Annotated in this window: 19 protein-coding genes and 1 pseudogene; 4 read left to right on the forward strand and 16 right to left on the reverse strand. The window is 51.7% G+C overall.

Features of this window, described 5'->3' with window-relative positions; translation table 11 throughout:
- Positions 1-62: 62 nt before the first annotated feature.
- Positions 63-2,033, reverse strand: coding sequence for a glycoside hydrolase family 127 protein (locus AACU19_RS22140; protein ID WP_105278547.1), 1,971 nt, complete (start codon positions 2,031-2,033; stop codon positions 63-65).
- Positions 2,034-2,043: 10 nt separating this feature from the next.
- Positions 2,044-3,444 (reverse strand): MFS transporter, encoded by a 1,401-nt coding sequence (locus AACU19_RS22145; protein WP_088542256.1) that lies wholly within the window; start codon positions 3,442-3,444, stop codon positions 2,044-2,046.
- A gap of 225 nt (positions 3,445-3,669) precedes the next feature.
- Here AACU19_RS22145 and AACU19_RS22150 point away from each other — a divergent pair, with 225 nt between their 5' ends.
- Positions 3,670-4,485 carry a helix-turn-helix domain-containing protein gene (locus tag AACU19_RS22150; protein ID WP_000891822.1) on the forward strand — a complete coding sequence of 272 codons (816 nt, stop codon included), beginning with the start codon at positions 3,670-3,672 and terminating at the stop codon, positions 4,483-4,485.
- Between the two features lie 31 nt (positions 4,486-4,516).
- Here AACU19_RS22150 and araD read toward each other — a convergent pair whose 3' ends face one another.
- The 9 genes and pseudogenes from araD to yiaK form a co-directional block, all read right to left on the reverse strand.
- Entirely contained in the window at positions 4,517-5,212 is a 696-nt protein-coding gene (gene araD, locus AACU19_RS22155; RefSeq protein WP_000893136.1) for an L-ribulose-5-phosphate 4-epimerase, read from the reverse strand.
- Positions 5,206-6,066 carry an L-ribulose-5-phosphate 3-epimerase gene (locus AACU19_RS22160; protein ID WP_032185418.1) on the reverse strand — a complete coding sequence of 287 codons (861 nt, stop codon included), beginning with the start codon at positions 6,064-6,066 and terminating at the stop codon, positions 5,206-5,208. Before AACU19_RS22160 ends, araD begins: the two co-directional genes overlap by 7 nt.
- A complete protein-coding gene (ulaD, locus tag AACU19_RS22165; RefSeq protein ID WP_105278548.1) occupies positions 6,059-6,721 on the reverse strand; it encodes a 3-keto-L-gulonate-6-phosphate decarboxylase UlaD in 663 nt (220 codons plus the stop codon). The genes AACU19_RS22160 and ulaD overlap by 8 nt, the downstream gene beginning before the upstream one ends.
- Entirely contained in the window at positions 6,718-8,214 is a 1,497-nt protein-coding gene (lyxK, locus tag AACU19_RS22170) for an L-xylulokinase (protein WP_105278549.1), read from the reverse strand. Before lyxK ends, ulaD begins: the two co-directional genes overlap by 4 nt.
- Positions 8,215-8,217: 3 nt before the next feature.
- Positions 8,218-9,203: pseudogene (gene yiaO / locus AACU19_RS22175) on the reverse strand (2,3-diketo-L-gulonate TRAP transporter substrate-binding protein YiaO).
- 12 nt (positions 9,204-9,215) lie between these two features.
- Complete coding sequence (yiaN, locus tag AACU19_RS22180; RefSeq protein ID WP_000279616.1) at positions 9,216-10,493, reverse strand: 2,3-diketo-L-gulonate TRAP transporter large permease YiaN; 1,278 nt, start codon at positions 10,491-10,493, stop codon at positions 9,216-9,218.
- A 2-nt stretch (positions 10,494-10,495) separates the two neighbouring features.
- A complete protein-coding gene (gene yiaM, locus AACU19_RS22185) occupies positions 10,496-10,969 on the reverse strand; it encodes a 2,3-diketo-L-gulonate TRAP transporter small permease YiaM (RefSeq protein WP_000721660.1) in 474 nt (157 codons plus the stop codon).
- A gap of 117 nt (positions 10,970-11,086) precedes the next feature.
- Complete coding sequence (locus tag AACU19_RS22190; RefSeq protein WP_000576064.1) at positions 11,087-11,554, reverse strand: YhcH/YjgK/YiaL family protein; 468 nt, start codon at positions 11,552-11,554, stop codon at positions 11,087-11,089.
- An 11-nt stretch (positions 11,555-11,565) separates the two neighbouring features.
- Entirely contained in the window at positions 11,566-12,564 is a 999-nt protein-coding gene (gene yiaK / locus AACU19_RS22195; protein WP_105278550.1) for a 3-dehydro-L-gulonate 2-dehydrogenase, read from the reverse strand.
- A 200-nt stretch (positions 12,565-12,764) separates the two neighbouring features.
- On the opposite strand from yiaK, the gene yiaJ reads away from it, so the two are divergent.
- Both yiaJ and AACU19_RS22205 read left to right on the forward strand, forming a co-directional pair.
- Complete coding sequence (gene yiaJ, locus AACU19_RS22200) at positions 12,765-13,613, forward strand: IclR family transcriptional regulator YiaJ (RefSeq protein ID WP_105278551.1); 849 nt, start codon at positions 12,765-12,767, stop codon at positions 13,611-13,613.
- A gap of 101 nt (positions 13,614-13,714) precedes the next feature.
- Positions 13,715-14,188, forward strand: coding sequence for a 4Fe-4S binding protein (locus AACU19_RS22205; RefSeq protein WP_001353579.1), 474 nt, complete (start codon positions 13,715-13,717; stop codon positions 14,186-14,188).
- Between the two features lie 151 nt (positions 14,189-14,339).
- Here the strand turns inward: AACU19_RS22205 and avtA are convergent, their stop codons facing one another.
- On the reverse strand, positions 14,340-15,593 hold the full coding sequence (gene avtA, locus AACU19_RS22210; protein WP_000144350.1) for a valine--pyruvate transaminase: 1,254 nt from the start codon (positions 15,591-15,593) through the stop codon (positions 14,340-14,342).
- A gap of 177 nt (positions 15,594-15,770) precedes the next feature.
- The gene (gene malS, locus AACU19_RS22215) at positions 15,771-17,801 is read right to left on the reverse strand and encodes an alpha-amylase (RefSeq protein ID WP_105278552.1); all 2,031 of its coding nucleotides are present in this window, start codon (positions 17,799-17,801) and stop codon (positions 15,771-15,773) included.
- Between the two features lie 319 nt (positions 17,802-18,120).
- Here malS and AACU19_RS22220 point away from each other — a divergent pair, with 319 nt between their 5' ends.
- A complete protein-coding gene (locus AACU19_RS22220) occupies positions 18,121-18,945 on the forward strand; it encodes a protein bax (protein WP_001364291.1) in 825 nt (274 codons plus the stop codon).
- A 107-nt stretch (positions 18,946-19,052) separates the two neighbouring features.
- On the opposite strand, the gene xylR is transcribed toward AACU19_RS22220, so the two are convergent.
- The 3 genes from xylR to xylG form a co-directional block, all read right to left on the reverse strand.
- Complete coding sequence (gene xylR, locus AACU19_RS22225; protein ID WP_000494495.1) at positions 19,053-20,231, reverse strand: D-xylose utilization transcriptional activator XylR; 1,179 nt, start codon at positions 20,229-20,231, stop codon at positions 19,053-19,055.
- 77 nt (positions 20,232-20,308) lie between these two features.
- Positions 20,309-21,490: a xylose ABC transporter permease XylH gene (xylH, locus tag AACU19_RS22230; protein ID WP_000045978.1), complete on the reverse strand. Its 1,182-nt coding sequence runs from the start codon at positions 21,488-21,490 to the stop codon at positions 20,309-20,311.
- On the reverse strand, positions 21,468-23,009 hold the full coding sequence (xylG, locus tag AACU19_RS22235) for a D-xylose ABC transporter ATP-binding protein (protein ID WP_001146488.1): 1,542 nt from the start codon (positions 23,007-23,009) through the stop codon (positions 21,468-21,470). The genes xylH and xylG overlap by 23 nt, the downstream gene beginning before the upstream one ends.
- Positions 23,010-23,078 lie beyond the last annotated feature (69 nt).

A 23,078-nucleotide genomic window follows, 5' to 3' on the forward strand; every position in this document is an offset into this window, starting at 1 on the left:
TTAAGCGTCGCATCAGGCAATGTGCACCCTACGTTGGATGCGGCGCGAGCGCCTTATCCAACCTACGGATGGCACTGGTTTTTCTCATTCACCCAGATCCGCATTTCGCCTTCACCCCGGTTAGCCCAGCTAAACCACGGGATAAATGTCAGAGTTTGCGGCTGGCGTTTGGCTGGCGCGCTGTCGTAATGCCACAGCGGTTGCTGCTCTGGATAGCTCTGTTCATACCGGTAACCCGGTGCCTGGATTAAGATCTTATGGTGGAACAATCCATTACCTTCAAATGTCGTAAATGGCGCATCGGCGGGCAGCCACAGGTTATGCAGTGACTCGCCGTTGTCGGCCTGTTCCAGGCAATACACCAGCGGGCCGCGCTGAATCGCCACTTTTCCGGCGACGTGACGCACCAGCGGGTTACCGTAAACGCGACGTACCGGCATTGGCAAAGTCAGATTCAGCGTGTCGCCCTCCTGCCATTCGCGGGTAATGTGCAAATACCCTTTACGAATATCCTGCTCGACCTCTTCCCCATTCAATGTAATCTGCGGCTGTGTGCACCAGTCCGGCAGACGTAAAGCCAGCGTATGACGCACCGGCTGGGGCGATTCAACCGCAATTGTCACCTGTTCCTGCCACGGATAGTTTCCGCTAACCCGCAGACGCAGCGTGCCATTTTCTACCGGCACTTCCATGCTGTTTCCTGCGTAGATGTTGATATACAACGCATCTTCACGCGGCGTGTAGAGATAATGACCAATCGAGGTTAGCACGCGGGCGATATTTGGCGGACAACAAGCGCAACCAAACCAACGCTGGCGGATCGGCTTAACGTGATCGTAGATATGGTTGAATTTCAGCGATTTTGGATGTACTTCCAGCGGATTCACATAGAAGAAATGTTTGCCATCCAGCGCCATGCCGCCGAGCACGGTGTTGTACAGCGCGCGCTCCATGACATCGGCATACTGACTATCGCCTTCCATTTCCAGCATTCGCCGGGCAAACATCATCAGACCGATGGAAGCGCAACTTTCGGCGTATACCGTGTCATTTGGCAGATCATAGTCGCTACTAAACGCTTCGCCACTGCCTTGTGAGCCAATGCCGCCGGTAATATATAACTGACGCTGGGCCATATTGTTCCACAGCCGCAGGCAGTCCTGACGCTTGCTTTCATCGTGACTTAAACGCGCGAGATGCGCGACGCCGGTCATCAGGTAGACAAAACGTACCGCGTGACCAATGGCGGTTTGCTGCTGTGCGATGGGCAAATGTGCCTGGCTGTAGGCTTTGTCTTTCACCATCCACGCCGGGCCGTAGGTGTGCCAGTGCGAGGTCTGCCCGCGCTTTTCATATTCCTGGTCGTAATAGTGCGGTTGCGCACCACGCTGTTCGACAAAATAGTTCGTCAGCGCCAGGTAGCGCGGCTCTTCGGTCACTTCATACAGGCGCATTAGTGCCAGTTCAATTTCCGGGTGACCAGGATAACCGTGTAACTTACTTTCACCTGGACCAAATACGCTGTCGATATGATCGGCCAGACGGCAAACCACTTCCAGCAAGCGCCGCTTGCCCGTGGCCTGGAAGAAGGCGACTCCGGCTTCAATCAGATGACCGGCGCAGTAAAGTTCATGACACTCCGCCAGATTGCTCCAGCGTTCTTCGGGCGCTTTTACCGTAAAGTAAGTATTGAGATAGCCATCTTCGCACTGGGCGGAAGCGACCAGTTCGATTACCTCGTCAGCAGTTTTTTCCAGTTCGGCATCCGGCTTCTGGCACAGCGACCAGGCTACCGCTTCCAGCCATTTGGCGACGTCGCTGTCCTGAAACACCATCCCGTAAAATTCACCGTCTTGCAGTCCTGCGGCAATGCGAAAGTTTTCAATCGCATGGCTGGGTTCCGCTTCTGGGATACGATCGTTCAAGGCATCCCACTGATAAGGAATCACCACGTCGCGAACCAGTTGCTGATATTGACCGAGGAACGGATCGCTAACCGTCAGTTTGTGCAGATCGACTTCCGAAATGTTCATCTTGTGCTCCTTAAGGCTGTACATGACGCTGACGCAGGTCGCTAGCAATGCGTGACATCATAGGGTTATTGAGTTTGCAAAAGCGGATCGCCATCGCCAGCAGCAGGTGGAACAGCGCAGGCAGCAATGTTTCCATCGCCGCGATCCCGCCAAGCGAACTGGCGGTCTGGTTTTCCACGCCTGGCTGGTAGGCGACAAAAATAAACAGCAGGCTGATGATCCCGGCGCTGGAGGCCCAGGCCAGCTTGATGAAAAACAGATTGAAGGCGAAGTTCATGCCGGAAGAACGTACGCGGGTTTTCCACTCGCCGTAGTCATCGGCAAAGGCCATCAATGAGAAGTGCAATGGCAATGTGAAGCCAAGAATCACGCCATTACCAAGGATCACCGCCAGCCACAGCGTTTGATAAGCCGGGCCAGAAGGCAGGAACCACATCAACACCGCCAGCGCGGCGAGGAGCAGGTTGGTGTAGTAGTAAATTTTGACGGTATCGAAACGTCGCGTTAACGGGCTGACAATCACCGAGCCGATAATGGAGGCGAAGGTGACCATAGTGAAGAACAGCGACGTGTAGCCCGTACTGCCTTGTAAGACGTAGGTAATGAAGTACATATACCCACCGCCGCGAATATTAAAGACGTTAATCAGCAGGAAAGACATGACCAGCATCAGCAGCAGTTGGTCGTTGTTTCGCAGCCCGGCAAGATGTTCGCGCAGGGTAAATTTCCCCATTGTGGAGAGTGGCACCCGTTCACGAACCCAGAAGAAACAGCACAGGAACATCACCACAGCGATGGCGCACAGCACGCCGACGCCCAGTTGATAGCCGCGCGCGGCATTACCCTGACCGAAGAGATCTACCATCCACGGCAGGCCAACCGAAACCAGAAATCCTGCCACGCCGCAGAGAACGAATCGCCAGGACTGGCAGGAGATCACTTCATTGTGGCGGGTGGTCATGGTGTTGATCAGCGCGCAGTACGGCACGTTGATGGCGGTATAACCGACTGAAAGGAGCAGGTAAGTGCCGAACGCCCAGGCGATTTTTACTCCCATGCTGGCATCTGGCACGGTGAACGTCAGGATGCCGATAATGCCAATAGGGACGGCAATCCATAGCTGCCACGGACGAAAGCGCCCCCAGCGACTTTGCGTCCGGTCGGCAATGACGCCCATCACCGGGTCGGAGATGGCATCAAACACGCGCAGTGCAATAAACAGCGTGCCGACCAGCGCCGGAGTTAAGCCAAAAACGTCGGTGTAGAAAAAGGTGAGAAAGTTCATGATCAGGCAAGTTATTACGGTGCCGCCTGCGTCACCCAGGCCGTAGCCTATTTTTTCCCGTACAGATAACGCATCGTCAATTTTACCTTTAGCGATATCAGCGGTAGTAATCGGTGTAGAGGTCATAGATATTCCTCGTGCATAGGGAGCAATTTTTAGTTTTATTGAAATGACATGATTAATTCTGCCGTGAACGGGAATATCAACAAGGCGAGAAAAGAGTAAAAAAAGGTGACGATTCCGACCTGAATTTAAAAGTGTGAATTGGATCAGGTGAAATTAATGTTTTTGATTAATAATCAAAAGGTAATGTGTTTAATCATTAATGAATAAGCGGGAAATTACATATCAATGCTCGAATTATCCATGACGTTACCGATTAAAGTGCAAAATGGTGGATTATTTATTTCCCGTGGCGTAGGGAGGCATCCTGCAAGGCGGCTGGAGTCATGGGAAATTATCTTTGTCGAAAAAGGTCGATTAGCGATTCAGGAAGAAGAGCGGATATTTCTGGTCGATGCGGGAGAGAGTTTATTACTCTGGCCGAACCGACAGCATGTTGGGGTAGAGGATTTTCCCGCCGATCTCAAATTTTACTGGCTGCATTTTGAGGTTAAAGCGCCGGATAGCGACCCGCGCTGGCTCACTCATCTTAGCGTGCCGCAACAAACGAAGGTTGCCGATCCGCAGGCGCTGGTGGCCCTGTTTCGCCAGTTCTTAAGCGAACAGGAAAAGCATCAACGCACTCCGGCGCTGGAGTTTATTGTGCTGCTGATTTTGCAGCAACTCACCCGTGACGCGCGTCTTGATGAACAGGCCGATGCCGCAGGTACCACGCTTGCCTGGAAAGCGCAGAAACTGATCCGCACGCAATATCATCGCCCGCTTTCCACTGCGCTTTTAGCCCGCGAGCTGTACTGCAATGCCGATTATCTTGGGCGCGTCTATCGGCGGGTGTTTCATCTGACGTTAACAGAAGCAATCCACCGCCAGCGGGTGCGCGAAGCCGAAAAGCTGTTAATTAGCGACGCGCGCTCGCTCACGGAAGTGGCGGCGTTGTGCGGGTTTAATGACGTTGGCTATTTCCGGCAGATTTTTCGCAAACACACCGGATTAACGCCAGCTGCGTGGAAGCGACGTTACAGCAAGGAACATATCAATTCGTAGTGTCGGGGCAATGAAGCCCCGGCGTGAGAGATTACTGCCCGTAATAGGCATTGGCCCCATGCTTACGCAGGTAGTGCTTATCCAGCAGTTCGTTTTGCATGGCAGGGAGCTGTGGTGCAAGCTGGCGCGAGAACAGGCCCATATAGGCGCACTCTTCCAGCACTACGGCATTATGCACCGCATCGGCGGCATTTTTTCCCCAGGCGAACGGGCCGTGAGAATGCACCAGTACCGCCGGGATTTGTGCCGGACTCCTGCCACGTTCTTCGAAGGTTTCAATGATCACTTTGCCGGTCTGGTATTCATACTCGCCGTTAATCTCCGCTGCGGTCATCTGTCGCGTGCAGGGGATTGCGCCATAGAAATAATCGGCGTGAGTGGTGCCCCAGGCGGGGAGATCCAGCCCGGCCTGCGACCAGATGGTGGCGTGGCGCGAGTGGGTATGCACAATACCACCGATTTCGGCATAGCGACGGTAAAGCGCCAGATGCGTTGGCGTATCGGACGAGGGCTTTTTGCTACCTTCCACCACCTTGCCGCTGGCTATCTCAACCACCACCATATCGTCGGCGGTCATCACGTCGTACTCGACGCCGGAAGGTTTGATTACCATCCATTGCCGCGTTTCGTCTACCGCGCTGACATTGCCCCAGGTGAACGTCACCAGATGGTGAGCGGGAAGCGCCAGATTCGCCGCCAGCACGTCGGCTTTCAGTTGCTCTAACATATAAAACCTGCCTCCTGCATACGCGCTTCAATCCAGCGCCGCGCCTGAATAATCTCCAGCACCGGCTCTTTGGCTTTTTCGGTCCACATCTCAATCAGAAATGATCCGCGATAGTTCAGTTCATGCAGCGTTTTGAAGATGCCAACGAAATCGACGCAACCTTCGCCAAACGGCACGTCGCGGAACTGTCCGGGGCTTTGCTCGGTGACTGGCTGGGTGTCTTTCAGGTGGATCGCGGCGATACGGTCAATGCCCAGTTTCAGTTCGGCGGGAACATCATTGCCCCAGGCGCTAAGGTTGCCGACGTCCGGGTAGACGGTGAACCACGGCGAGGCGAGCATCTCGTCCCACTTTTTCCATTTGCTGATGGAGTTCATAAACGCGGTATCCATAATCTCCACCGCCAGCATTACTTGTGATGCCGCCGCCTGTTCGACAGCCCACGTCAGCCCTTCAGCAAAACGTTGCCGGGTACCTTCGTCATGGTCTTCGTAATAGACGTCGTAGCCCGCCAGTTGAATGGTGCGAATACCGAGATCGCGCGCCAGGCGAATCGCTTTGCTCATGATCTCCCGCGCCCGTTCGCGCACCGCCTCGTCCCGGCTGCCAAAAGGAAAACGGCGATGGGCAGACAGACACATTGACGGAATGGTAACACCCGTTTCGATCATCGCGGTGACCAGCGAGGCACGTTGCGCGGCGCTCCAGTCAAGGCGTGACAGCCGTTCATCGGTTTCATCCACCGACATTTCGACAAAATCAAAACCGCAGCTTTTTGCCAGCACCAGCCGCTCCGGCCAGGAGAGATCTTTCGCCAGCGCTTTTTCATAAATCCCTAACGGATGATTACGCACGCGCGCCTCCCCAGATAGCGTCGATTTGCGCATGGAAGTCGGCAGCTACCTGTGCCGGATTTGCTGCGCCTGCCAGCGCCCGCCCGGCAATAAACGCTTTCACGCGGATATCTTTAAACAGCGGCAGGTCAGCAGGCGTAATCCCGCCGGTAATGGAAAGCTCAAGGCCGATATCGGAAAGCGCCTTCATGCGTGCCAGATCGGCTTCGCCCCACTGTTGCCCGCTGGCCTGCGCGTCACGGCCACGATGATAAATGGCCTGCCGCACGCCAATACGATGCCAGTCGCGGGCGTCGTCCAGCGTCCAGTTACCAAAAAGCTCCATCTGGATTTCACCACCGCAGCTTTGCGCCATTGCGTGGCCTTTTTCTACCGTCGCGAGCGGCGCAGCGCAGATGATGGTCATCCAGTTAGCGCCTGCGCCAAACGCCTGTTGCGCGAGCGTTTCACCAGCATCGGCGACCTTCCAGTCGGCAACGATGATTTTGTCCGGGCACTGTTCGCGCAAGGCTTTCACCGCGCCAAGCCCTTCGTTTAAACAGAGAATGGTGCCCGCTTCGACGATATCGACGCTGTCTTTTAACAGCGCAACGTCGCGCTGTGCGGCTTCAAGTGATGAGTGGTCGAGGGCCAGTTGCAGAAGTGGTCTGCTCATAATGTGTTCTCCTTAACGCGGGCATGAAAGCCCTGTAGTGCGGCAATGAGGTGCTGATAGCGTTGGTATTTTTGTTGGTAAAGCTGATGGGCGGTCATATCCGGTAACAGGGTGCGCACCGGATGCTGTTGATCGCGCAGGGCTTCGCTGAAATCGCGATAAACTCCGGTGCCGACGCGGGCGGCAAGCGCCGCGCCAAAACAGCCCGTTTCTTGCACCTGCGGCAGTTCGATACGCAGTCCGCTAACGTCCGCCAGCATTTGCATCCAGACATCGGAGTGCGCCGGGCCGCCCGTCACGCGCAGGGTGTGCACATCAGTAAAACGTTCGCGCATCCGGTTGAGATGGGTTATATGGCTGAACACCACGCCTTCATAAATGGCCTGCAACAGGTGTGCGCGGGTGTGAATGGCCTGCATCCCGTAGAAACCGCTGGTCATCTCGAGTCCGGCGTTGCTGCCGTACAGAAACGGCAGGAAAAAGAGATCGCCCCCGGCCTTCGGCAAGCTGGCAACGGCCTGGTTAATCTCATCAAACGAGATTTCTCCCCACTGTGCGGTAAACCATTCGAGGTTGCCGGAAGAGGTGGGGCTGGCTTCGTGAACGATAAATTGACCATCGTTAACGTAGCGGCCATAGACATACGGATGCGCTTCACCGTCACCTAAACCGCGGGTTATGCCGCTGGTCACCGCCCAAGTCCCCATCACCGCATTGAGGGTAAATTCGTCTTCGATTCCGGCGCAGAGTGCGGTAGAAACCACATCAAACAGGCCGCCGACAACGGGCGTACCCGCTTGCAGACCGGTCAGTGCGGCTGTCTGAGCGGTGATTTCTCCGCAGATTTCGGCAGATCCAACAACAGGCGGCAGGGCGTGATTGATTTCACTGATCCCCAGCCAGTCGGTGAGGCACGGGTCATATTCCCCGCGACTCATGTTGTAGAGATTGGATTCGGAAATATTGCTCTCTTCGCAGCCTTTTACACCGGTTAAACACCAGCGCAGGTAGTCGTGCGTCATCATCACGCAGCCAATTTGCGCGTAGCGTTCTGGTTCGTGTTCTTTCAGCCAGCGTAACAGCGACACCGGATGCCCGGTCCACAAGGTTTGTCGGGTCAGCGGGTAGAGTTTTTCCGGGATGCTATCTTCCTGCCAGCGACGAACGATTTCCATCGCCCGGCGATCCGAGGACAAAATGGCATTACCGAGCGGCTTGTCGTTTTTATCCAGCAAAAACAAGCCCTTTCCCTGTGCGGAGATACCGATGCCGACAATTTGCTCCCCGCTAACGCTGGAATGGGTAAGCAGGGCGCGAATGACAGCCATGCAGCATTGCCACAGTTCTTCCATATCGCGCTCTGCCCAGCCTGGCTGCGGGCTCAATGCGCACAGTGGCAGGCGCTGCACGCCTGCCTCCCGGCCTTCGCGGTCATACAGTCCGGCTTTTAGCCAGCTTCCGCCACAATCTAACCCCAGCCAGTATTGCGTCATGATTTATTGCACCTCATCCACGGCTTTCAGCAGGTCAGCGCCCTGCGGAACATCTTTTACAAACATGTCGCGGACCTGAGTACCCAGTGCGTCGCTAAAGGCTTTGCGATCAAGTTCGGTGATGACTTCTACGCCCTCGTCTTTCATGCCATCGATGATTTTTTGCTGATTTTCGGCGACCAATTTGCGCTGGTAATTACCCGCTTCTTGCGCAGATGAAATTAGCGCTTGCTGGAACTCCGGGCTTAAGCCATCAAACTTCGCTTTGTTGATCACCACCAGAAGTGGGGAATAGGCATGGTGCGTCAGAGATAGGTACTTCTGCACTTCATAAAATTTGGCTGACCAGACGACGTTGATCGGGTGTTCCTGAGCGTCGATAGTGCGCGTTTCCAGCCCGGTATAGACTTCGGCAAACGGCATCGGAATCGGGTTAGCGCCAAAGACTTTGAATGCGGCGATATTCATCGGGCTATTGTTGGTGCGTATTTTCAGCCCTTTCAGGTCGGCAGGTGTTTTAACTGGCTGGCGTGAGTTGGTGACATCGCGCCAGCCGTTTTCCCAGTAGGCCAGTACTTTCAGTCCCTTACCTTCAAGCGAGGCCTTCAGTTCATCGCCGACTTTGCCGTCGAGTGTTTTATGCGCGTGGGCGGTATCGCGGAACAGGAAGGAACATCAAGCAGGTTCATCACAGGTGATAATCCGGCAAAGTTATTCAAGCCAGACATCTCCATATCAATAGTGCCGCCACGCACGCCGCTGATCATCGCTTGTGCGTTGCCGAGAGTACTGTCCGGGAACAGTTTTAATTTCAGCTCGCCTTTGGTTCTCTCCTGTAATAATTCATTAAATTTTTTCGCTGCAATATGTTGTGAGTCGGTTTGTGAGGTTTCATAACCGAAACGTAATGATTGTGCCGCCAGAGAAGATGTGCTGAACGCCGCCACTCCGGCAATTAATAAAGCGTAGGTTACAGAGCGTAATTTCATTATATTTTCCTTTTAATTAATCCATTTCAACGGGAGGATGATGAGATCGGGAATAAAAACAAATAAGGCTAATAAGGAATATAAAACCAGGACGTAAGGGAAAACGCCTCTGACTGCATCATCGAATTTGAGCTTAGCCACCCCTGAAATAACGTTAAGCACATTACCGATAGGCGGTGTAATTAAGCCGATTGAGCAGTTGATGATAAACATGACTCCGAAGTAAATCGGATCGATTCCTGCCTCTTTAACTAAAGGCATTAATACCGGGGTAAGAATTAACACCGTCGGCGTTAAATCCATTACCATACCGACTATCAAAATCGCCAGCATAATAACGATAAACAGCAGACGCGGTGATTCCACTAACGGTTGCAGTAAATCAGAAACCATCATTGGCAGTTCAGCAATGGTAATTAGCCAGGCGGAAACTTGTGCCGAAGCCACCAGAAACATTACCACTGAGGTGGTTTTCGCCGCGCCAATAAGTACATGCCAAAGTGTGGCGAAGGTCATTTCACGGTAAATAACCGTGGCGACAAATAACGCATAGAAAGCAGCAACGGCCCCGGCTTCGGTAGGGGTAAACAGACCGGAGCGAAAGCCGCCAATAATAATGACCGGAAGAAATAGCGCCCAGATACCGGAAACAAAAGAGTGCCAGATTTCTCGTTTCGTTGCTTTTTGCTGACGGGGTAAATTAAGACGACTGGCCTGCCACCACCATGTGAGCATCAGCGTTGCGCCCATCATAATGCCTGGGGCAATGCCCGCCATAAACAACTTACTGATGGATAATCCGCTGGAAACACCGAAGATAATAAACGGAATGGAAGGGGGAATAATTGGCGCGATAATGCCGCCAGAGGCAATCAGCCCCGCAGCACGGTTGACCGGGTAGTTAGCGCTGCGCATCATCGGCACTAATAGCGCGGCAACGGCGGCGGTATCAGCAACAGCAGAACCAGAAAGGCTCGCCATAATCATAGCCGCCAGCACGCCGACGTAGCCCAGCCCGCCTGGTTTATGCCCCACCAGTTTCATCGGCAGGTCAACAATGCGTTTTGATAAGCCGCCCGCATTCATGATTTCACCCGCCAGTACAAAGAACGGAATCGCCAGCAGGGAGAAGCTGTCAGCACCGTTTACCAGCGTTTGCGCCATGATCTGGACATCAAACATATCCAGCCAGAACATAAGCGCCGCCCCGCACAACAGTAGCGACCAGGCAATAGGCAAACCGATGGCAATGCCACCCAACAGGCAGCCCAGAAAAATCAGCACAGCCATGATTAAGCTCCTTGCGGTGGCGGCGTTAGAGAATTGCTACGCGTGATGAGTTGATATAAAAGGCGCAGCTCAAAGAATGCGATAACGAGGCTGGTGGGCAGACAAGCGGCATACATCAGGCCGATGGGCAAGCCGAGGATCGGTGAATAATCGCTCCAGTCCTGAATTGTTTTTAGCGTTGCGCCCCAGGCCAGTGCGCCACAAATAAATAATATTAAGGAATGGGTGATCAGAGCGACTCGCCGCTGCCACGCGGGGGAGAGTTTCTCCACCAGAAAGGTAACCTGAACGTGGGCGTTATCCATAAAAGCCACAATCGCGCCAATAAAGGTTAACCAGACAAATAAATAACGCGACAATTCATCTACAGATAAAATACTTGTCTGAAAACCATATCTTAAAATAATGTTTATAAACACAATACAGGAAAGTACGGCGAGATTAATCGCCAGTATTGCTTCAAGTATTTTTTTCATAGCTATTCCTTGAGGCTATGTTTGTCATAATTCAAGTTGCATGTGCAGCAACCTGAATTATTAATATAGTTAGAGCAATAACATTACCCAGGCGTTCTGGCGTAGACGATTATTCGATTAATTTAGCGCCGTTAATGCGACTTTAACCACAACTTTTCGTATCTCAGAGGCTGTTTGCAGAATACAGCCTGGTCGATGAACATCCTGAGGAAAGAAAATAGCGTAGCTACCCGGTATCATTTCTATAAATGATTCATGTTCACTATCGTGATAAAAAATAATATCGCGTTGCTCTAATAGAGATTCGCTGACTTTATTATTTCCTGTATCAATAGCAATGCCGATTTTCTCTTTGCCCCACGCCAGAAATTGAATATCAATATAGCGACGATGTACTTCCGGGCGATTTTCCTCCGCCGGACGTGTCGTTAAATCGATAATTTGCGCATAAATATTTTTGCCGTCGATTTCGACAACGCCCGGCTCCAGGGCGTTGAAATCGGTAGCGCGCAGAAAATCGAGCGCCTTTTCAATGGCGGCGGGAAAACGGCACGGGTTAGGCTGCGCGATATGTCCAAAAATCATGGCTTATCTCCTTATAACGCCTGGATTTTTGCCCATACGCTGTCATCAACGGTAATACCGTTACGGCGGTTTTCTGCCAGCAGGGTGGTAAATTCGTGGCCGGGTAAGCGAATGGCCTGGTTTTCATCGGCGCGTTCAGCGGTAGTAACATAATCCATGATGCGTTGTAGCTTGGCATCGCGGGTGGCGCCGTCGATAAGCTTGTCCACTTCAATGGCGATAAAGATTTGCGAAACGCCATATTCGTCGCTGTTATCCTGGGTGACTTCGGCAACGGATGCGCCGTCGGAAAGGAGAGTAGCGATCATATCCAGCACGATCGACAAACCAGAACCTTTCCAGTAACCCATCGGCAAAATGCGGCGATTTTTCTCGATAATGCCAGGTTCTTTGGTCAAATTGCCCTCATCATCAAAGCCACCATCGACCGGGAGCTGACGACCTGCAAGGCGGTTAACTTCTAACATGCCGTAGGAAAACATCGACATCGACATATCGACCATGGTGATTGGGGTAGAAGGAATGGCGACGATCAGCGGGTTAGTGCCGATGCGACACTCTTTTGCGCCCCACGGCGGCATTACGGCGATGGAGTTGGTCCAGCAAATGCCAATATAGCCTTTTTCCGCCGCCTGCCAGCCGTAGCTGCCGCCGCGCATCCAGTGGTTGGCATTACGCAACGCCACCAGACCAATACCGTGATCGGCAGCCAGTTCAATGGCGCGATCCATCATCTTTTTCGCCGTCAGATTGCCGATTGAACGCTGAGCATCCCATTGCTCGATAGCGCCAAGAGTGGTTATACGTTTGGCCTCGGCATCGGGAATGATATCGCCATTATCCAGTTGTTGGATGAAGCGTGGGAAGCGGTTAACACCGTGAGAATAAACGCCGGATTCGGTGGTGCGGGCGAACATTTCGGCACAGGCATCAGCCGTTTCGCTGTCAACGCCGCGTGAAATTAAGACTCGATTAAAGGCTGCTTTTAACTGCTCAAATGTCACTTTCATCCCTGGCTTCCTTGTTTTTTTGATCGCTTTTTTGGCTTAAAATTTCAATATGCGAAATCTGATTTCAAATATATCGATCGCTTTTTAACAAAGCAATCTGATTAATGAATTTCAAAAGACTTAAAAATCAATTGGTTATAAATTATCTGTCGAGATCGTGAACTACGGCACACTTTGCGCTACCATCAGGACGCGACAAAATGGGGAAAGAAGTGATGGGAAAAAAAGAGAACGAGATGGCGCAGGAAAAAGAGCGTCCAGCCGGAAGCCAGAGTCTGTTTCGCGGGTTGATGCTGATTGAGATTTTGAGCAACTATCCAAACGGTTGTCCGTTGGCGCATCTTTCGGAGCTGGCTGGTTTAAATAAGAGTACCGTCCATCGCTTATTGCAGGGATTACAGTCCTGCGGCTATGTGACCACCGCGCCCGCCGCAGGGAGTTACCGCCTGACTACCAAATTTATTGCCGTCGGGCAGAAGGCGCTGTCTTCGCTGAATATCATTCATATCGCCGCTCCGCATCTTGAGGCACTGAACATCGCCACTGGTGAAACCATTAACTTCTCCAGCCGCGAAGACGATCACGCTATTTTGATTTATAAGCTGGAACCCACGACCGGGATGCTGCGAACCCGAGCTTATATAGGCCAGCATATGCCGCTCTACTGTTCCGCAATGGGCAAGATCTACATGGCGTTTGGTCACCCGGACTACGTGAAGTCATACTGGGAAAGCCATCAGCATGAGATCCAGCCGTTAACCCGCAATACCATTACCGAGCTGCCCGCGATGTTCGACGAACTGGCGCACATTCGTGAAAGCGGAGCGGCGATGGACAGAGAAGAAAACGAACTCGGCGTCTCCTGTATTGCTGTTCCGGTGTTTAATATTCATGGGCGGGTGCCGTACGCCGTGTCGATTTCTCTTTCGACATCACGTCTGAAACAGGTGGGGGAGAAAAATCTCCTGAAACCACTGCGTGAAACCGCGCAGGCTATTTCTAATGAACTGGGATTTACTGTCAGGGACGACCAGGGCGCGATCACATAACGCTCTGGACAAGTGCCAAAACTTTAACATTTCCTTCGTTGGATCAAAGCAGTAGAGACGCGCTCTCTGGCACTCTGCTGTTTTAGTGCAAAGGAGTGATCATGAACCGGTTTATTATTGCGGATGCGACGAAATGTATCGGTTGCCGTACCTGTGAAGTGGCTTGCGCAGTGTCGCATCAGGAGAATCAGGATTGCGCTGCGTTGTCACCCGGTGAGTTTATTTCGCGTATTCGTGTCATTAAAGATCATACTTACACCACGGCAGTAGCCTGTCATCAGTGTGAAGATGCACCGTGCGCAAATGTGTGCCCTGTTGACGCGATAAGTCGCGAACATGGGCATATTTTCGTTGAACAATCACGTTGTATTGGCTGTAAAAGCTGTATGCTGGCTTGCCCGTTTGGTGCGATGGAGGTCGTTTCTTCACGCACAAAGGCGAGGGCGATTAAGTGCGATCTGTGCTGGCATCGGGCGACGGGACCGGCTTGTGTTGAAGCTTGCCCAACACAAGCGTTGCAATGCATGGATGTCGAGAAAGTGCAGCGGCATCGGCTACGGCAGCAGTCTGTTTGAAACGTTTTTCCGGCGTTTTTTAACGCAGGAATAGTGCGCTTTGTTTATGCCGGATGCGGCTTAAACGCCTTATCCGGCCTACAAATTATTCCAAATTCAATATATTGCAGAAATGATGTAGGCCTGATAAGCGTAGCGCATCAGGCAATTTTTAATGACTTTCAGCCCAGGCGCGTTCAATCTCTTCCGCCAGAATCTTCACCCCCGCTTCAATTTTATCCGGCTCCGGCACGTAGTTCATACGCATACATTGATGTGTATGTGGCCACGGTTTATCCAGCCCTGGGAAGAAGTTGTGCCCCGGCACCATCAGCACGCCCCGTGCTTTCAGGCGCTGGTAGAGCTGCTCGGTCGTAATTGGCAAATCCTTAAACCATAGCCAGAGGAAAATGGCTCCTTCCGGTTTATGAATCAGGCAGCGATCTTCCGGTAAATAGCGGCGAATGATAGCGATAGTTTCCTGAACACGCTGGTAGTAAAACGGTTTGATGACTGTTTCAGACAGGCGCAGCAGATCGTTACGTTTAATCATTTCACACATTATCGCCGGACCAATACCGCCAGGCGCCAGGCTGATAATGCCGTTCATGTTGGTGATGGCGGTGATGATTTTTTCATTGGCGATGATAATGCCGCAGCGCGAACCCGGTAGTCCCAGCTTGGAAAGACTCATGCACAGTACAATATTCGGATTCCACAGCGGGCGCGCTTCGCTGAAGATGATGCCTGGGAACGGGACGCCATAAGCGTTATCAATCACCAGCGGAATACCGTGCTGATTCGCCAGTGCGTCCAGTTTCAATAATTCTTCGTCAGTAATCACATTGCCTGTTGGATTCGTCGGTCGGGAGACGCAAATCATCCCGGTCTCTTCGCCAATATGCAGATGCTCAAAATCGACGTGGTATTTAAACTGGCCTTCCGGCAGCAGTTCAATATTCGGACGCGCAGAGACAAACAGATCTTCTTCCAGTCCGGCGTCAGCGTAGCCAATGTATTCCGGTGCCAGCGGAAACAGCACTTTTTTGATCCGACCATCGGCACGGCGTCCGGCGAACAGATTAAATAAGTAGAAAAACGCGCTCTGGCTGCCGTTTGTTAGTGCAATATTCTGTGGTTCGATATCCCAACCCAACTTCTCGCGTAGCATTCCGGCAAGCAGTGTGAGTAGCTCCGTTTTCCCCTGTGGACCGTCGTAATTGCACAGTGCATCAGTCGCTTTGCCACTTTCCAGCATGTCGGTCAGTAGCGTCTGGAAGTAGTCCTGCATTTCCGGGATCTGCGCTGGATTACCGCCGCCGAGCATAATCGCGCCAGGCGTGCGTAAACCGTCGTTCAGATCTTCCATCAGCAGCGTAATGCCGGAGTGGCGGGTAAATTTGTCACCAAAAAGGGAGAATGTCATAGCGGGATATCTGTCGAACTCTGTAGCAAGGAAGGTAACAATAACGCTACATTTGCTGGGGTGCAAATCGCTCTGTTGAAGTGGGAGCGGTGCTTTATCCTGCAACTCTGATTAGGGCTGACATTTTATCCTGGTTGGCGGCTTCCCGAGGTACTGACGAACGGGAAGCCGGAAACGTTACTGTTGCCCCGCCCAAACGACCAGCACTTTATCGTCGCCATGCTCACGAACAAAGCCGTAGCCCTGCTTCAGCGAAAGTGTCGTTTGTTTGCCTGCGCCAATTGCGGGATGACGGGCGCGGAACTGGCTGATTTTCTGCCAGTGCGCGACGCTAGCGGCAGATTTACCGCTAACATCCTGCCAGTTCATATCCGAACGCGTGCCTTGCAGCGGATCAGATCCGGTAGGACCGAACGGACGAGAGGATTCATCACCATAAAAGATTTGTACTGCGCCTGGCGCTAATAACATTAACTCTGCTGCTTTGTCGCCCCCTTCACGGAACAGGCGGGTATCATGCGACGAGAGGTAGCTCAACACGTTGAAATCCTGCAATTTCTCCGCCATTTGCTGCCAGGTCGTATCCATCTGCGCCAGACAATCGACTGCTTTAGCCGCCTGCTCCTGATAATCGAAATTGATCATCGCATCGAAGCCGTGGCGATAGTAGTCACTTTGCATCACGCCGTGGCCCCAGGCTTCACCGGTCATCCAGAAAGGTTTGTCATCTAATGCTTTGTCGGGATTCGCTTTTTTCCATTCGCGAAGCGCGGCGCTGGCTTCGGTTTTCAGTTGCTGCCAGGCGGGCAACTCAACATGTTTGGCGGTGTCGATCCGAAAACCATCAATCCCATAGTCACGGACCCACTGGCTTAACCAATGGGTTAAGTAATCTCGAGGGGTAAAGCCGTCAATGGCTTTAGCGTGGGTATCCGTTTTGTTGTTATAGAACACTGGCAGGCCAGAAGCGGTAGTTGATTCGGTTTTGATATCCGGTAAAAAGGCCAGCGACATGGTGAGATCGTCAAATCCAGGATTGTCGTAGTCGCCGATATCCGTTCTGATCCAGTTTTTTCCCCACCATTTATCCCAGCCTGTTTTGTCGCTGAAATTAATGTAATCGTTAAAGCTATGCCAGGTTTGCCCGGCGGCGGGCTTCCAGTCGCTCCAGCGGTCACCTAACGTTTTTTTCAGCTCATCACCAGAAAGGTATAACGCGCCAAACTGATACTCCTGCATATCCGCCAGCGTGGCATAGCCGGTGTGGTTCATCACGACATCAAAGAGAATACGAATACCGCGCTGATGCGCGCTATCAACCAGCGTCCTTAGATCGGCTTCGCTGCCCATATTGGCATCAAGATTCGTCCAGTCCTGTGTGTAATAACCGTGGTAGGCATAATGCGGGAAATCGCCTTTTGTACCGCCGCCGACCCAGCCGTGAATTTGCTCAAATGGGGCACTTATCCATAAAGCATTGACGCCCAGCTGCTGGAGGTAATCCAGTTTGTTGGTCAGGCCGCGTAAATCGCCGCCGTGAAAAGTGCCAATTTCTGCCATACCGTCTTTATGACGTCCGTAACTCTGGTCATTACTGGGATCGCCGTTTTCGAAACGATCTGTCAGCACAAAGTAAACCGTGGCGTTATGCCAGTCGAAAGGGGCGGATGTGTCAGTTTCTGCCCGTTCCAGCAGGAGTAAACCGTTGCTGGTGGCAGCGGGTTGTAACGTTATTTGACCGTTCTTCACTATCGCAATTTGCTGGCTGTAATAATCCCGGACTGCGGCTCCCTCCGGAAAAGTGGCGCTGACATCCAGTGTGAGCGGTAATCCATCCCATTTCGGGCATTCACGGCTCAGGCTTGCTACCGGTTCGACGGCGTTCTGGATGGAAATCATCAATGTTGGTGTACCGGAGCGGGTGTCTAGTTGCAGCGTATATTCGCCGTCCCTGAACAATCGCCATTGAGGTGGCGTGTTGCTACAAGGTTGCAGGGAAAGCATCTGATTGAGTTTTATCGCATCCGCAGGCTGCCAGCACTGTTGGTCAAAATTTAGCGTGAGTGGACGCGTACCTTTGGGCAACTGCGCGTGGCTGACAAATGTTCCCGTTCCCTGTTCGCTAAAGGCAGGGAACCCCGGAGAAGTCCAGCTGGCGGCAACGGCGAAGCCAGGAAGGAGTGTCAGAAAACAGGCGGCGAGTTTCATGGCGGATGAGTCCTTATTGCTGCGATTTCAGACAGTTTGCCAGCGATAAGCCAGACAAAACTCATCCCTGAGCGGTAAGTCCACAGGATGAGAAGCAAGGGTGAGCGATCGCGCGCAAAAAACGGCTGAATTTTGCGATAAACCCCACATTTTCTGCGATTTAGCGCCAATCTGAATCGTTAACACGTGACATAGTTTCAGATTTGGACTATTCCTTGGGGTGCTCTTGACGGCTATTTTTGATATGATTTGAGATTCAACTCTCAAATTTGTGAAAAATATAAGGTGTTGGAATGATTAAATCCGACCAGGAGACCTGATGATTTTGACTCCCATACGACGATATGGGGCGATGATTCTTATGTTACTCACTCTGGTGTTTTCGAGTGAGGTGTTAGCGAAGACGCACACAACAACAGCGAGTCAAAAGTCCCACTTAACTAAAGCTAGTAATAAACAGGTAAGCAGTAAACAAGAGTATTCTCGCAATAGTGCAAAGAGTAGTTCACTTCCTGATTTGCGAAAATACCCTTCCGGAACACCAAGGAAAAAAGCGTTTCTCCGGACCGTAATGCCTTACATTACCAGCCAAAATGCGGCCATTACTGCGGAACGTAACTGGCTCATTTCAAAACAGTATCAGGGCCAATGGTCACCTGCTGAGCGTGCGCGTCTGAAAGACATCGCCAAACGCTACAAGGTGAAGTGGTCCGGTAATACGCGAAAAATCCCGTGGAATACCTTGCTTGAACGCGTAGACATTATTCCTACCAGTATGGTGGCGACGATGGCTGCAGCAGAAAGCGGTTGGGGAACGTCGAAGCTGGCGCGTAGCAACAACAACCTATTCGGCATGAAGTGCATGAAAGGACGTTGTACCAATGCGCCGGGTAAAGTGAAGGGGTACTCACAGTTCAGTTCTGTCAAAGAATCGGTGAGCGCCTATGTCACTAACCTGAATACTCACCCGGCTTACTCTTCGTTCCGTAAATCGCGTGCACAACTGCGTAAAGCGGATCAGGAAGTGACTGCCACAGCGATGATTCACAAGCTGAAGGGCTACTCGACCAAAGGGAAGAGTTATAACAACTACCTGTTCGCAATGTACCAGGATAACCAACGGTTAATCGCGGCGCATATGTAATTGCATTTCCTCGAGCCTTATCCGACTTGCCAGTCGGATAAGGCTTTTGCTCGCATCAGGTGGTTGTGCTGAGTTACCTGATGCGACGCCGACAATTCTCATCATCGCTACAACATGACCTCGCTATTTACATCGCGATACTCTTTTGGCGTCGTGTCATATGCTTTTTTAAAAACAGAGTAGAAATATTGCAGCGATGGATAACCGCACATTTGCGATATCTCATTGATCGATAAGGTGGTTGAAATCAGCAGACTGCGCGCTTTCTCCAGCTTCTCGGCATGAATCATGGCATGGATGGTTTCACCCACCTCCTCTTTAAAACGCTTCTCAAGATTGGAGCGCGAGATCCCGACGGCATCGAGTACCTGATCCACTTTAATCCCTTTACAGGCGTGATTACGAATGTAATGCATGGCCTGAATAACGGCGGGATCGGTCAGCGAACGGTAATCTGTTGAGCGCCGTTCAATGACGCGAACTGGTGGGACCAAAATCCGCTGTAGCGGCATTTCTTCTTTATCTAATAATCGATGCAACAGTTTTGCCGCCTGATATCCCATTTGCCGCGCGCCCTGAGCGACCGAAGAAAGGGCGACACGCGACAGATAGCGGGTCAGTTCTTCGTTATCGATGCCAATCACGCATAATTTTTCCGGTACGGGAATATGTAGATGTTCGCATACTTGCAAAATGTGCCGCGCCCGGGCGTCGGTAACGGCAATGATCCCGGTTTGCGGCGGCAGCGTTTGTAGCCAGTCTGCCAGCCGATTTTGCGCGTGTTGCCAGTTCTCTGGCGCGGTTTCTAACCCCTGATAAACTACTCCGCGATACTTTTCTTCGGCGACAAGCTGACGGAAAGCATATTCGCGTTCAGTGGCCCAACGTTTGCCGCTGGATTCCGGAAGACCATAAAAAGCAAAGCGGTTAACGCCTTTCTCTTTTAAATGCAAAAATGCGCTTTCAACCAGTGCATAGTTATCGGTGGCAATGTAATGAACGGGTGGGTAACTTTCGGCAAGGTGATACGAGCCACCAACCCCAACAATGGGGACGTCGACGTTAGCCAGTGCTTGCTCGATTTGTTTGTCGTCGAAGTCGGCAATGACGCCATCTCCTAACCAGTCCTTGATTTTATCAATGCGGGCGCGGAAATCTTCTTCAATGAAAATATCCCATTCCGATTGTGACGCCTGTAAATATTCCCCTACGCCTTCTACTACCTGACGGTCATAGGCTTTATTAGCATTGAACAGCAATGTGATGCGGTGACGTTTAGTAAACATGGTTCTTTTCCTGCTGAATCATGCAAAAACTCAAAACCGGTAATAAGTTACCGGTTTTGAGAAAATTTTTATCAAAATCAAGAACGGCGTTTGGTTGCGGAGTCCATCCATACTGCCAGCAACAGAATCGCACCTTTAACTATATACTGCCAGAAGGTCGGTACATCCATCATACTCATGCCGTTATCCAGTGAAGCCATGATGAATGCCCCCATTACCGCTCCGGCCACGCTCCCGACGCCGCCTGCCAGACTGGTGCCGCCAATCACACATGCGGCAATTGCGTCCAGTTCGGCGATATTTCCCGCAGAAGGTGAACCTGCGCCAAGGCGTGAACTAAGGATTAACCCAGCGATAGCGACCATTAATCCGTTAATAGCGAACACGGCAAGTTTGGTGCGTTCAACGTTAATCCCGGAGAGCCGTGCTGCTTCCAGATTGCCGCCGATGGCATAAATGCGTCTTCCAAATGCCGTCCGCGTTGCCATAAACATTCCGCCGAGTAACAGCAACGTCAACAGCAGAACAGGAGTGGGAACGCCACGGTAATCGTTCAACAGCCAGATTGCGCCTAAGACGATAATCGCCGTTAATGCCTGGCGGCCGACAACTGCGGTAGAGGCCGGAGACTGCAAACCCAAAGCCTGACGGCGCATTCTTCCGCGCCATTGCCAGCCAACAAAAGCCATTAAGCCAAGCGCGCCAATGATGAAGCCGGTGCTGGCAGGTAGATAGCTTTGCCCAATTTGTGACATCGCGGCACTGGTGGGGGAAACCGTCGTGCCGTTGGTGATGCCAATGAGTATGCCGCGAAATGCCAACATGCCCGCAAGGGTGACAATAAATGAAGGGACTTTGCGGTATGCAACCCACCATCCGTTCCAGGCTCCGAGAAGCAGTCCCAGAACCAACGTCACAATGATGGTAAGTGGCAAAGGCCAGCCTAGCCAGACGTCACAAATCGCCGCGACGCCACCTAATAGCCCCATCATTGAGCCGACGGAAAGGTCGATTTCAGCAGAAATTATGACGAACACCATTCCTACCGCGAGGATGCCGGTAATCGCGGTCTGGCGTAACAGGTTGGAGACGTTACGGGCGCTTAAGTAGGCACCATCGGTGGTCCAGGTAAAGAACAGCATGATTGCGATGATCGCTGCAATCATCACGAAGACCTGCAAATTCAGTGACTTCAGCCCGGAAAAGCCACCGGATGTCGGTACTGCCAATTTCACTTCAGACGGATTGCTTTTCGACATGATGTTCGCTCCTCAATGCGGCTTCCATCACCTGCTCCTGAGTCAGGTTATGATTTATCAGGTTGGCTTTTAGTTTCCCTTCATGCATCACCAGTACACGATCGCTAAGGCCGAGCACTTCAGGTAATTCGGAAGAGATGACAATAACGGCAATACCCTGCTGGACGAGTTGGTTAATTAATTTGTAGATCTCGTATTTCGCGCCAATATCGATACCCCTGGTAGGTTCATCAAGAATGAGAATGCGCGGGTTGAGTAACAGACAGCGAGCGAGGATCGCTTTTTGCTGATTGCCGCCGCTCAAACGTCCAATAGCAAGGTCGGGGGACGACGTTTTAACTTTGAGTTGCTGGATTGATTCCAGAATACATTTTTGCTCTGCCGCGTCATCAAGCTGGCTAATACCGCCGGTAAATTTATTGAGTGCGGCGAGGGTAATATTTTTACCAACCGCCATTACCGGAACGATGCCGTCGCGCTTTCTGTCTTCGGGTACCATCGCAATCCCCTGGGCGATGGCTTGCTGACAGTTACGAATATCTACCTGTTTGCCATCAATATAAATTTTTCCTTCCCATTGTCCGGGCCACACGCCAAACAGGCACTGAATGGTCTCGGTACGTCCGGCACCAACGAGTCCGGCAATACCCAGTATTTCGCCACGTTTCAGGGAAAACGAGACATCATTAACTCGTTTAATATGACGATTAACCGGATGCCATGCCGTCAGATGTTCAATACGTAATATTTCATCTCCGGTGGTATGTGGTTCATTAGGGTAAAGTGCGGTTAACTCTCGCCCGACCATCATGGTGATAATATCGTCTTCACTCATTCCGGCAGCATCACGCGTACCAATGTGCTGACCGTCGCGAATAACGCAAATCGTATCGGAAATCGCTTTGACTTCGTTGAGTTTGTGCGAAATATAAATACAGGCGATACCGTGCTGTTGTAGATCGCGAATAATATCCAGTAAAACCGACGTTTCCTGCTCAGTTAATGAGGCTGTCGGTTCATCGAGAATTAACAAGCGCACCTGTTTATTAAGTGCCTTGGCAATTTCAACCAGTTGTTGTTGCCCTAGCCCTAAATCGCCAACGCGGGTATCTGGTGAAATAAGTAAACTGACCTGTGCGAGCAGCTTCTGACAGCGTAGCGTCATCAGATCATAGTCCATAATACCATTGTGGGTTATTTCGTTACCCAGGAAAATATTTTCCAGTACGGTCAATTCTTTCACCAGGGCCAATTCCTGGTGAATGATAGCGATACCTTTGCGTTCGGTATCGCGGATGTGACTCGCCTGAATCTCTTCTCCCGCAAAAATAATGTCGCCTTCGTAGGAGCCATGGGGATAAATACCACACAGCACTTTCATCAGCGTTGATTTACCAGACCCATTTTCCCCGCAGAGTGAGACTATTTCGCCGGCATTCAACCGCAAGCTAACGTTATCAATCGCCTTCACACTGCCGAAGGTTTTGGTAATGTTCTTCATTTCAAGTAGATAAGGCATAACGACTCCACCTAAGCCAATTAATTTACACGGCATGGAGAGAAATCACGCCCCCGCTCTGTGCCGGGG

The sequence above is a fragment of the Escherichia sp. MOD1-EC4550 genome (genome assembly GCF_963876935.1).
Lineage (GTDB): Bacteria > Pseudomonadota > Gammaproteobacteria > Enterobacterales > Enterobacteriaceae > Escherichia > Escherichia coli_F.

Coding starts and splice junctions, on each gene's coding strand:
- AACU19_RS22140 (WP_105278547.1), bottom strand. CDS start 2,033: ATGAACATTTCGGAAGTCGATCTGCACAAACTGACGGTTAGCGATCCG.
- AACU19_RS22145 (WP_088542256.1), bottom strand. CDS start 3,444: ATGACCTCTACACCGATTACTACCGCTGATATCGCTAAAGGTAAAATT.
- AACU19_RS22150 (WP_000891822.1), top strand. CDS start 3,670: ATGCTCGAATTATCCATGACGTTACCGATTAAAGTGCAAAATGGTGGA.
- araD (WP_000893136.1), bottom strand. CDS start 5,212: ATGTTAGAGCAACTGAAAGCCGACGTGCTGGCGGCGAATCTGGCGCTT.
- ulaD (WP_105278548.1), bottom strand. CDS start 6,721: ATGAGCAGACCACTTCTGCAACTGGCCCTCGACCACTCATCACTTGAA.
- lyxK (WP_105278549.1), bottom strand. CDS start 8,214: ATGACGCAATACTGGCTGGGGTTAGATTGTGGCGGAAGCTGGCTAAAA.
- yiaN (WP_000279616.1), bottom strand. CDS start 10,493: ATGGCTGTGCTGATTTTTCTGGGCTGCCTGTTGGGTGGCATTGCCATC.
- yiaM (WP_000721660.1), bottom strand. CDS start 10,969: ATGAAAAAAATACTTGAAGCAATACTGGCGATTAATCTCGCCGTACTT.
- AACU19_RS22190 (WP_000576064.1), bottom strand. CDS start 11,554: ATGATTTTTGGACATATCGCGCAGCCTAACCCGTGCCGTTTTCCCGCC.
- yiaK (WP_105278550.1), bottom strand. CDS start 12,564: ATGAAAGTGACATTTGAGCAGTTAAAAGCAGCCTTTAATCGAGTCTTA.
- yiaJ (WP_105278551.1), top strand. CDS start 12,765: ATGGGGAAAGAAGTGATGGGAAAAAAAGAGAACGAGATGGCGCAGGAA.
- AACU19_RS22205 (WP_001353579.1), top strand. CDS start 13,715: ATGAACCGGTTTATTATTGCGGATGCGACGAAATGTATCGGTTGCCGT.
- avtA (WP_000144350.1), bottom strand. CDS start 15,593: ATGACATTCTCCCTTTTTGGTGACAAATTTACCCGCCACTCCGGCATT.
- malS (WP_105278552.1), bottom strand. CDS start 17,801: ATGAAACTCGCCGCCTGTTTTCTGACACTCCTTCCTGGCTTCGCCGTT.
- AACU19_RS22220 (WP_001364291.1), top strand. CDS start 18,121: ATGATTTTGACTCCCATACGACGATATGGGGCGATGATTCTTATGTTA.
- xylR (WP_000494495.1), bottom strand. CDS start 20,231: ATGTTTACTAAACGTCACCGCATCACATTGCTGTTCAATGCTAATAAA.
- xylH (WP_000045978.1), bottom strand. CDS start 21,490: ATGTCGAAAAGCAATCCGTCTGAAGTGAAATTGGCAGTACCGACATCC.
- xylG (WP_001146488.1), bottom strand. CDS start 23,009: ATGCCTTATCTACTTGAAATGAAGAACATTACCAAAACCTTCGGCAGT.